This window comes from Stenotrophomonas sp. HMSC10F07 (genome assembly GCF_001807895.1).
GTDB lineage: Bacteria > Pseudomonadota > Gammaproteobacteria > Xanthomonadales > Xanthomonadaceae > Stenotrophomonas > Stenotrophomonas sepilia.
Genome location: NZ_KV791342.1, coordinates 1 through 9,448, shown reverse-complemented (window position 1 = coordinate 9,448; position 9,448 = coordinate 1). Strand labels below are relative to the sequence as shown.

Sequence of the window (9,448 nt, the reverse complement as noted above, 5' to 3'; positions counted from 1 at the left end):
GCTGCTGTTGGTGGGTGCCGACCGTTGGTCGGCACTGATCGGATGGGGTCAGAGCCCGTTGCGACGCAACGGGCTCTGGCCCCATTGAAGGCGCCATTTATCCGGCGTCGGTTTTCTGGCCTACGGCTGCAGGGTCCAGTGGCCGGAATTCTGGCGCTGGCGCGGCGCGATGGGGCCGTCGTGCTGGGTGTAGATGAAGCGGCCCTGGCGGTCGCTCTGGCAGGTCAGCAGCAGGGTGTAGTGGGCGGGACCGGCCGGGTGGGCCTCGGTCATCAGGATTTCCGCGACATGCGGGGCCAGGCGCTGGTAGCGGTAGCTGCCGCCGATGCGCAGGTCGGTGCCGAGGATATCCAGCACGTACTGGTTGCCGGTGAAGCTGACCTGCACCATGCGTCCGGCGTTCGGATTGTCCGGCGCATACAACGGGTCGCTGAGGTTGGTGAAGTGGCGCTGGTCCAGTGTGACAGGCAGCGTGCAGTTGGCCGCGGTGGCCAGGGCCGGGCAGAGCAGGGTGGCGAGCAGGGCGAGGCGACGCATGGTGGAACCTCCTTGGGGGTGTCCTCGCCATGCTCCGCACTGCGGCGGTGTTGTCTCTAGGAAAACGTGCAAAAGCAATGGGGTCAGATCCCTTTCCTGGGGAAAGGGATCTGACGCCCGGGCGACCGCGGGCGCCAAAAACACCAACGCCCGGGCAAGCCCAGGCGTTCGTGCCCCCTTCATGCTGGCAATGCGTTTCAGCCGGCCAGTTCGGCCTGCTCGCGCTCGATGCCGTACTTGCGCAGCTTTTCCACCAGGGTCGTGCGGCGCAGGCCGAGCAGCTGGGCGGCGTGGGCGACCACGCCCTGGGTGCGTTCCAGTGCTTCGTTGATCAGGCCCAGTTCGATGTTGGCCATGTGGTTGCGCAGGTCCATGCCTTCGTCGGGCAGCGCCGCCGGTGCCGCCGGGCGATTGACGGCAATGCCGTGCTCCAGTGCCGGCTGGTTGCCGCTGCCCGGGGTGTGGAAGGAGAAACTGCGCAGGTCCAGGCGTTCTTCGCTGGCGGCCGGCTGTGCCGGTGCCGGCGTGGCGGCCAGTGCCGCATCGCCACGGTAACGGGCCGGCAGGTCCTGCACGCGCACCGAACCCCCCGGATGCAGCACCGCCAGGCGCTCGACCAGGTTGGTCAGCTCGCGCACGTTGCCCGGCCATTCGTAGCCGGCCAGCGCCTGCAGGGCTTCCGGGGTGAAGCGCACTTCGCCACGGCCAGTGCGGGCCAGCTGCGCGGCGATGGTTTCCACCAGTGCCGGCAGGTCTTCGCGACGCTCGCGCAGCGCGGGTACTTCAATCGGGAACACGTTGAGGCGGTAGAACAGATCCTCGCGGAACTTGCCCTCAGCGATGCGGGTCTCCAGGTCGCGATGGGTCGCGGCCACCACGCGCACGTTGCAGCGGATGGTCTGGTTGCCACCCACGCGCTCGAAACTGCGCTCCTGCAGCACGCGCAGCAGCTTCACCTGCATCGGCAGGCTCATGTCGCCGATTTCGTCGAGCAGCAGGGTGCCGCCCTCGGCCATTTCGAAACGGCCCTTGCGCGCGGTGAGCGCGCCGGTGAAGGCGCCCTTCTCATGGCCGAACAGTTCGCTTTCCAGCAGGTCGGCCGGAATGGCGCCGCAGTTAATCGCCACGAACGGTCCGTCACGGCGCGGCGAACGCTGGTGGATGGCGCGCGACACCACTTCCTTGCCGGTACCGGATTCACCCAGCACCAGCACGGTGGTATCGAATGCGGCCACCTGCTCGATCATGGTGCGCAGGGCGCTCACTGCCGGGCCGTTGCCGGTGGGTCCCTGGTCCTGCGCGGCGCCGGCCTGATGCTCGGCATCCAGGCGCTTGAGGCTGGCGCGGCGCAGCAGGGCTTCCATCTGCGCGTGGCGCAGCGGCGTTTCCAGCGGCCAGATATTCGCTTCATGCAGCCCGTGCTGCTGGGCAAACACTGCGGCATCACCATCGGCCAGCAGCACCGAAGGCGGCAGGCTGCTGCCGCCCAGCCAGTTGTACAGCGCGGTGCTGGCGGGGCTGTCGTCCAGGCTGCCGACGATCACCGCCATCCAGTCGTTCTGGCGCTGCCGGCCCAGGTCGAAGTCGGCCGCGTCGGAGACCCAGCGCGGATTGAAGTCCATGAATTCCAGCAGGGCAACGGTGCGCTCTGCGCGCACGGCGTCGTTGTCCAGCACCAGGATGCGCGATTCACTCACGACTGTTCCTCCCTGAGGCCTTCCAGGATCGGCATCACTTCCTGGATGTAGGACAGCTTGCTGACAAAGTTGTCGGCACCGGCACGCAGCGCGTGTTCGCGGTGCTCGGCGTCGTCGAAGTGGCTGGCGATCACGATGTACGGTGCATCGTCCTGCGACTTGATCAGGCGGGTGGCCTGCAGGCCGCCCATCTCCGGCATGGCCAGGTCCATCAGCACCACCTGCGGGCGCAGCGTTTCCGAGCGCTCGATCGCTTCCAGGCCGTTGCCGGCACTGCCGACGATCTGCAGCCAGTCGATCTTGCGGAAATGGCGCATCGCCGCGTTGATGAAGCCCTCGTGGTCATCGACCAGCAGGACCGTGAGCTTGTTCATGTCCAACATCCTTTTCAGCCCACCCGGGCCAGCTGCGGTTGCCTGGCGCTGAGCCGGCGCCGTTCGCGGGCCGGGGCGATATCCAGTTGTTCTCGGTATTTTGCGACGGTTCGGCGGGCAATGTTCACCCCCTGGCGTGACAGCAGGCCGGCAATGGCCTCGTCGGCCAGCGGACGGCCGGCGGGTTCGGCGTCGATCAGGCGGCGGACCATGGCTTTCACCGCCTGGCCGGAGACGCTGGCGCCTTCCAGGCGCACCGCGAAGAAGTGCTTCAGTTCGAAGGTGCCGCGCGGGGTCTGCAGGAACTTGCCGGTGGTGATGCGCGAGACGGTGGACTCGTGCATGCCGATTTCCTCGGCCACTTCCTTCAGGGTCAGCGGGGCCATCGCCTCTTCGCCACGCACCAGGAAGGCGGCCTGGCGCTCGACGATCACACGCGCGGTGCGCAGCAGGGTGTCGTAGCGCATCGACAGGCCGCGGCTGAACCAGCGCGCCTCCTGCAGCATCTCGCGCAGTGCCGGCGCGGCTTCGCTGGTTTCGGCCAGCGCCTGTTCGTACTGGCTGTTGATCGAGACGCGGCGGCTGGTGGCCGGGTTCAGTGCCACCTTCCACTGCCCATCGGCATGCCAGGCGACCACGTCCGGTACCACCACCGCATTGCGTTCGGGCAGCAGGCTGTCGCCGGGGCGCGGCTGCAGCGAGAGGATCAGGCGCACCGCCTCGCGCACGTCGTCGATCTCGGCGTCGTGCTGGCGGGCGAGGGCGGGGTAGTCGTGTGCGGCCAGTGCCTCGAGCGCGCCATCGAGGATGCGGGCGGCCAGGTGACGCGCGGGGACCACGCCGTGCAGGCTGCGCAGTTGTGCCTGCAGGCCTTCGCGCAGGTCCTGCGCAGCCATGCCAGCCGGTTCACCGTGCAGCAGCTGCTGGCGGATGGCCTCGACGCCTTCGGCGGCGATGTCGAACTGGGCGCTGGCCAGCAGCTGCAGCTGCGCCAGTGGCGCCTGCAGGTAGCCGGCCTCGTCGCAGTGGTCGAGCCAGAACGCGGCCACCGCCAGTTCGCTGTCGTCCATGTCCAGCGCCAGGCGCTGCAGCACGCGCAGCTGAGGGTCGGTCGACTCACCGGCGGCAATGCGCGCCATGCGGTCGTCGTCGCCGTCCTGCCAGCTGGCGCCGGCCACGTCCCACATCGAAGACTCCGGCAGCTCGTCGAACGCGGCGGTTTCCAGCGTGGTGGCGCTGACCTCGGTGGCATCAGCGGCAGGCGCTTCGGCCTCTTCGATCTCCAGCAGCGGGTTGGAGTCCAGCAGGCGCTGGATTTCCTGTTCCAAGTGCAGGCCATCAAGCTGCAACAGCCGTATCGACTGCAGCAGCTGCGGGGTGAGGTGAAGTTGTTGGCCCAGCTGGGTCGAGAGTGCAGCCTTCATCGTGGTTCCCCGGCGCCGCTCCCCGGCGCCTTGTGGAACGCATCTTGCTTTTGATCCGGCGTGGGCGGAATCGGGGGGTTCCTGAGGGGATTCGTGGTTGTCCCGACAGGATGTAGGGGTTATCCCTACATTGGCTCGGGATATTGACGAAACGGGCCGCCAAGTCATTGATTCGTCGTGCCGACGCGGCGGGTTTTGCAGCGGCCGGTGTACGGATTCCTGTCAGGGAATGTCGGGGTGACGGGAATTCGTCGCCGGTGCAGTGCCGGGCAGGGGTCAGGTCCCTTTCCTGCGGAAAGGGATCTGACCCCATTGGCAGGCAATCACTCCAGCTCGTGCTGGTGGCGCGCGGCCAGCAGCAACAGGTCATTGGCGCGGCGGCAGCCCAACGACTCCATCATGCGTGCGCGATGGGTTTCCACCGTCTTCACGCTGATGCCGAGGTCCGCAGCGATTTCCTTGTTGCTTTCGCCCTTGCCGATGCGGCGCAGGATCTCGCGCTGACGCGGCGACAGCGCGGCAATGCCGGTAGGCTTCTCGCGGCCCAGCATGGGGGCCAGCATCTTGGCCGAGATCTGGGGACTCAGGAACACCTGGCCGGCATGCGCGGCGCGCAGCGCCAGTTCCAGCTCCTGCGGTGCTGCATCCTTCACCACGAACCCGACCGCACCGCGATCCAAGGCGTCGCGCACATGGGCGGCATCGTCGTGCATGGTCATCATCACCACCCGGGTGCCCGGGGCGCGCAGGCGGATGTCGCTGAGCGCTTCCAGGCCGGTGCGGCCCGGTAACGAGAGATCCATCAGCACCACATCCGGCGCATGCTGCAGGGCCAGCTGCAGTGCCTGTTCGGCGTTGCTGGCCTCGGCGACGAGCTGCACGTCGGCAAACCCCTGCAGCAGCCGCGCCAGGCCGGCGCGGACGAGGGTGTGATCGTCGACGATGAGAACTCGCACAGGCACGCAACAGATCCGTGTAGGGGAGTCCACCTTAACTTAGCTGAACGGGCGCGCCAAGGCTTGCCCGCCAAGCGTGATGGTGGCAGCTTTCAGCGCGCCCGGCGCGCCTCGGCCACCTGGCGGCGGTGCAGTCGGAACAGGTGCCGTTCCATTGCCATTTCCAGGCCGTCGCCCAGGCGCTGGAAGCGCAGCCACAGGAAGTGGCCGCCGCTGCCGTTGGCTGCCTCGGCGATCACTTCCACCGGCAGGTCGATGTGGTCGGGCAGCCAGTCGCTGGGCTGCAGGCGCACCACGCCGGCCTGTCCGGGGCTGGCACCACTGCGCGGGCCCAGCTGCAGGCGGATGCCACGGCGCGACCAGCGCACCGGGCGCAGGGGCAGTTCCAGGCCCTGCTGGCGCACCAAGCGGCCGAGCAGCACCATCGCCAGGTCCAGCTTGGCTTCAAGGCGTTGCAGCTGCAGGGTGGCCTCGTTGCGCTCGTCGTGCTCGTCAACACGGCTGTCTTCGACCAGTGCCAAGCTGCGCATCAGGCCTTCGGCACCGCTGGTGCGTCCGGCCGCGCTGCCCGCCTGGAACTCGGCCGGCAGGGCCAGCTCGCAGCTGAGCGTTTCGTCGAACAGCTCGCTTTCGGCAGGATGGTGCAGCGACGTGGTCGGCAGCTGGGTCATGCCAGCGATTCTGCCTGCAGGTAGGCATGGGCGGCGCGAAGAGAGCGCTGGCCGTCATTCATCAGTGCGGCTGCTGCATCGCGGCGCTGGCGCAGCAGGCCCAGAAGGCTCTGCTGGCGCTCGAACAGCGCGCTCAGCGGCGCGTGGTCCGCAGCGGTCAGCGGCTGGCTGAGCAGGGCATGCAGGGTGCTGTCGTGCCCGTCGAGCAGGCTGTCGGCCTGGTCCAGGGCGTCATCGCCCAATGCCTTCTCGAAGGCATCCAGCTGCGCGTGCAGTTCGGGCAGGCTCATGGCGCCACCGCGGCCGGGCGGCGCTGTTCGTGCGGGATCGCGTTCCAGGCGCTGTCGATCTCGCCCAGCAGCTGCAGCGATTCATCCAGCGCGGCGCGGTCGTTGTGCAGGTTGGCTTCGGTCAGGCGCTGCAGCACGTAATCGTACAGGGCCGACAGGTTGCCGGCGATCTCGCCGCCGGCCTCATGGTCCAGCGAGCCGTTGAGGTGGCCGACGATCGCGCAGACTTCGCCGATCGCCTTGCCCTTGCCGGCCTGGTCGCCGCGCTCGAGGCTGGCCAGGGCGCGACGCACGCGCTCCAGCGCGCCGGCCAGCAGCATCGCCACCAGCTTGTGCGGATCGGCATCGGCGACCGCACTGGTCACTCCCACCTGGCGGTACTGCTCGGCATATTGACGGCTGGAACCGTACATTCGTGATTCTCCTTGCGCGGGGTGCCGCCGGGCGATCGTGGGGATCGGTGCCGGCGGCGCGGCGATGATTGCTGTTGCGTCCGTTATCGGTGCATTGCGCGGCAAACTTGAGTGCCACGCACGCATCGTCAGCGGTTCAACTGTGCCAGCTGCTGCTGCAGCGCCGTGTTGCTCTGCTGCAACTTGCCCATCAGGCTGTCCAGCGCGATGAACTGCTTCTTGTAGCGCTCTTCCACGCTCTTCATCCGCGTGTCGAGATCCTTGCGGCGCTTGTCGATGTTGTCCAGCGTGGTGTTCAGTCCCTTGGTCCGCGCGACGAACGCGCCTTCCTTGCCGACCGTGGTGCTGACATAGCCGTCGACCAGCGTGTACAGCTTGCCGGCACCGCCGGTATCTCCGGTGATCGCCTGGCGCATCTTCTCCGGCTGGCTGGCCAGTGCGGCGGCGAACTTGGTGGTGTCCAGGATCAGCGTGCCGTCGGCATTGGGGTAGCCGCGGGTATCCAGACCGATCGCCTTGGCATCGAGCTTGTCACCGGCCAGGTCCTTGAGCACGCTCGACATCACCGAGCGCAGTTGGCTGGTGGCGCCGCGCATCTGCGCATCACCGGTCAGCGTGGAGGCTTCCTTGGTCTTGGCGTCGTACTTGGTTTCGGTGTTGATCGCCGCCAGTGCGGCGTTGTAGGCGGTGACGAACTCCTGCATCACCTTGGTGGCTGCCGCAGTGTCGGTGCTGATGGTCACCGTGCTGGTGCCCGGCATCTTCAGGTTCAGGGTCAGGCCCGGAACCGCATCGGCCACCGTATTGCTGGCGCTTACGACCTTCACGCCATCGATGGTCAGCTCGGCGTCGGCGGCGGCGGTGTTCTGCTTGAGGCTGTTGACCAGTCCCCCCAGCTTGGCGTCGCTGCCTGCGTATTCGAGCTTGATCGCGTTGGCGGCACCGGTCTTCTCCTGGGCGATCGACAGGTACTGGTTGTCGCCGGAGCTGATCAGGGTGGCCTGCACGCCTTCCTTGCGGCCAGCCGCATCGATCTTGTTGCGGATGGTGGTCAGCGTGTCGCCGTCCTCCACCTCCACGTTCATGGTCTTGGCCTTGTCGCCCACGCCAACGGTCAGCGTCAAGGTTCCGGCAGCAAACGTGTCGGTCTTGGGTACCGAGGTATCGGCGATCAGTTTGTGCGCGGTGGCCAGCGAGGTGACATTGACCACGTGCGTGCCATTGGAGGCGGCAGCCTTGGTTGTGCCGACGTCATACAGCGCGACCGACGCCGTCAGGATCTCGTCGGTGCCCTTGTCGCCGCCTTTGCTTGCGGTCACGGTGCGCGTGTCGAACGCCGTGGTGGCCTTCAGTGCGGTCAGCGCCGTCTTCAGCTTGTCGAAGGCCGAGGTGATGGTGCCGATCGACGACAGCTGCATCTTGGCCTTGGACTGCTGCAGGTTCAGCGCATTGTCGGCGGGCTTGCGGTCGGCTGCGACCAGCTGGTTGACGATGTCCGAGATGTTGAGCCCCGAGCCAATGCCACCGTATCCAAAGTCTGCCACGTCGTTTCTCCTGGTATCCGGGCCCGGCCGTCGTGCGGTGGCCCGTCGTCAACGAAAATAGCGGCCTGCGCCGCTGGGTCTTGAGGACTTCGTTGATGCACGTGCCGTGCCAATCGCCTGGCGCAGGTTCTGGCACGCGGGTTGCAGGAGGGCTGGGGCAGGGTGCGGGTGGGTTCACCGCGGGCTGCCGGGAGTCTGCAAAAAGCCCTCCCCCAATGCAGGGGAGGGATCAGACTACTGACAATCGGGGGGAGACGAAGCCGCCCGGTACGTACAGTCAAAGGTACAGCGCTGAAAGAGAGGTCCGCAGGAGCGGGCGATGCCAAGCCGGTTCGGGACTCATCCCGGGCCGGGCATGGCCCGCGCCTTCGTGCATCGTGGCTTCCCGGTTGCCGCTACCGTCGGTTCGACCCGACGGTAGCGGCGCCTTCTTGCCGTGGATCAGCGCAGCAGGCTGAGCACGCCCTGCGGCACCTGGTTGGCCTGGGCCAGCATGGCCGTACCGGCCTGCTGCAGGATCTGGGTGCGGGTCAGCTCGGCGGTTTCCTTGGCAAAGTCGGTGTCCTTGATGCGGCTGCGCGATGCCGACAGGTTTTCCGACGAGGTCTGCAGGTTGGCCACCACCGAGGTGAAGCGGTTCTGGATCGCACCGAGGTCGGCGCGGGTGCTGTTGATCGCACCCAGGGCCTTGTCGACCACTTCCAGGGCCTGCTGGGCACCGAGCACGGTGCTCACGTCCAGCTTCTGCACGTTGGCCGAGGTGTCGGTGCCAGCAGTGTAGGCGCCGGCAGCCGCTGCGGTGCCCCAGGTCTTGGCGGTGGCGTCGTAGTCGCTGCGCATCAGGGCGATATCGGCAGCGGCAACGGCCTTGCCTTCCTTCACCGAGCTCAGCTTCAGGGAGCCGTCGGCATTGGCTTCGGCGTAGATGCCGGCCTCGCCGATCTTGGCGTTGATGGCGGTGGCGACGGCCTTGGAGGCATCCGCCGTGGTGGCGCCGGCCTTGACTTCAACCGTGCCGATGTCCACGCCCATCACGGTGCCGGAGAAGCGTGCGCCGTCGGTGCTGGCGGCCAGGGCGGCGGTCGCGCCGGTGGCGAAGGTCGAGGTGCCCAGCGAGCTGGCCTTGGCATCGATGGTCTTGTCGATGGCGATGGCCTGGCCGGCATTGGCGCCGACCTGGAACAGCTGGCTGGAGAAGGTGCCGTCCAGCAGCTTGGTGCCGTTGAAGTCCGACTGCTTGGCGACGCGGTCGATTTCCGAGACCAGCTGGGTCACTTCGGCCTGCAGGGCCTTGCGGTCGCTGGCCGAGTTGGTGGCGTTGGCGGCCTGCACCGACAGCTCGCGGACGCGCTGCAGGTTGTTGCCGATTTCGGTCAGCGAGCCTTCGGCGACCTGGGCCAGCGAGATGCCGTCGTTGGCATTGCGGATGGCGACGTCGGTACCGCGGATCTGCGTGCCGAAGCGCTCGGAGATCGCCAGGCCGGCGGCGTCGTCCTTGGCGCTGTTGATGCGCGAACCGGAGGACAGGCGCTGGATGGTGGT

General features: G+C 67.3%; 10 protein-coding genes. All 10 read right to left on the bottom strand.

Annotation, left to right across the window (positions count from 1 at the left end; translation table 11 throughout):
* Window positions 1-120: 120 nt before the first annotated feature.
* Window positions 121-537 carry a hypothetical protein gene (locus HMPREF3114_RS04645; RefSeq protein WP_053498604.1) on the bottom strand — a complete coding sequence of 139 codons (417 nt, stop codon included), beginning with the start codon at window positions 535-537 and terminating at the stop codon, window positions 121-123.
* Between the two features lie 197 nt (window positions 538-734).
* On the bottom strand, window positions 735-2,234 hold the full coding sequence (locus HMPREF3114_RS04640; RefSeq protein WP_053498602.1) for a sigma-54 dependent transcriptional regulator: 1,500 nt from the start codon (window positions 2,232-2,234) through the stop codon (window positions 735-737).
* The gene (locus tag HMPREF3114_RS04635) at window positions 2,231-2,608 is read right to left on the bottom strand and encodes a response regulator (protein WP_005409556.1); all 378 of its coding nucleotides are present in this window, start codon (window positions 2,606-2,608) and stop codon (window positions 2,231-2,233) included. The genes HMPREF3114_RS04640 and HMPREF3114_RS04635 overlap by 4 nt, the downstream gene beginning before the upstream one ends.
* A 14-nt stretch (window positions 2,609-2,622) precedes the next feature.
* Window positions 2,623-4,032: an RNA polymerase factor sigma-54 gene (gene rpoN, locus HMPREF3114_RS04630; protein ID WP_053498600.1), complete on the bottom strand. Its 1,410-nt coding sequence runs from the start codon at window positions 4,030-4,032 to the stop codon at window positions 2,623-2,625.
* Window positions 4,033-4,355: 323 nt separating this feature from the next.
* Window positions 4,356-4,988, bottom strand: a complete 633-nt coding sequence (locus tag HMPREF3114_RS04625) for a response regulator (RefSeq protein WP_005413261.1) — start codon at window positions 4,986-4,988, stop codon at window positions 4,356-4,358.
* Window positions 4,989-5,080: 92 nt separating this feature from the next.
* Window positions 5,081-5,659, bottom strand: coding sequence for a PilZ domain-containing protein (locus HMPREF3114_RS04620; protein WP_070489229.1), 579 nt, complete (start codon window positions 5,657-5,659; stop codon window positions 5,081-5,083).
* Window positions 5,656-5,949: a hypothetical protein gene (locus HMPREF3114_RS04615; RefSeq protein WP_005416446.1), complete on the bottom strand. Its 294-nt coding sequence runs from the start codon at window positions 5,947-5,949 to the stop codon at window positions 5,656-5,658. The genes HMPREF3114_RS04620 and HMPREF3114_RS04615 overlap by 4 nt, the downstream gene beginning before the upstream one ends.
* Window positions 5,946-6,362 (bottom strand): flagellar export chaperone FliS, encoded by a 417-nt coding sequence (fliS, locus tag HMPREF3114_RS04610; RefSeq protein ID WP_005416447.1) that lies wholly within the window; start codon window positions 6,360-6,362, stop codon window positions 5,946-5,948. The genes HMPREF3114_RS04615 and fliS overlap by 4 nt, the downstream gene beginning before the upstream one ends.
* 128 nt (window positions 6,363-6,490) lie before the next feature.
* Entirely contained in the window at window positions 6,491-7,906 is a 1,416-nt protein-coding gene (gene fliD / locus HMPREF3114_RS04605; RefSeq protein WP_005416448.1) for a flagellar filament capping protein FliD, read from the bottom strand.
* Between the two features lie 441 nt (window positions 7,907-8,347).
* On the bottom strand, window positions 8,348-9,448 hold a 1,101-nt coding region (locus HMPREF3114_RS04600), incomplete at its 5' end, for a flagellin (RefSeq protein WP_070489228.1).

Excerpts from the sequence above, each read along its gene's own strand:
- HMPREF3114_RS04645 (WP_053498604.1), bottom strand. The coding sequence starts at position 537 with ATGCGTCGCCTCGCCCTGCTCGCCACCCTGCTCTGCCCGGCCCTGGCC.
- HMPREF3114_RS04635 (WP_005409556.1), bottom strand. The coding sequence starts at position 2,608 with ATGAACAAGCTCACGGTCCTGCTGGTCGATGACCACGAGGGCTTCATC.
- rpoN (WP_053498600.1), bottom strand. The coding sequence starts at position 4,032 with ATGAAGGCTGCACTCTCGACCCAGCTGGGCCAACAACTTCACCTCACC.
- HMPREF3114_RS04620 (WP_070489229.1), bottom strand. The coding sequence starts at position 5,659 with ATGACCCAGCTGCCGACCACGTCGCTGCACCATCCTGCCGAAAGCGAG.
- HMPREF3114_RS04615 (WP_005416446.1), bottom strand. The coding sequence starts at position 5,949 with ATGAGCCTGCCCGAACTGCACGCGCAGCTGGATGCCTTCGAGAAGGCA.
- fliS (WP_005416447.1), bottom strand. The coding sequence starts at position 6,362 with ATGTACGGTTCCAGCCGTCAATATGCCGAGCAGTACCGCCAGGTGGGA.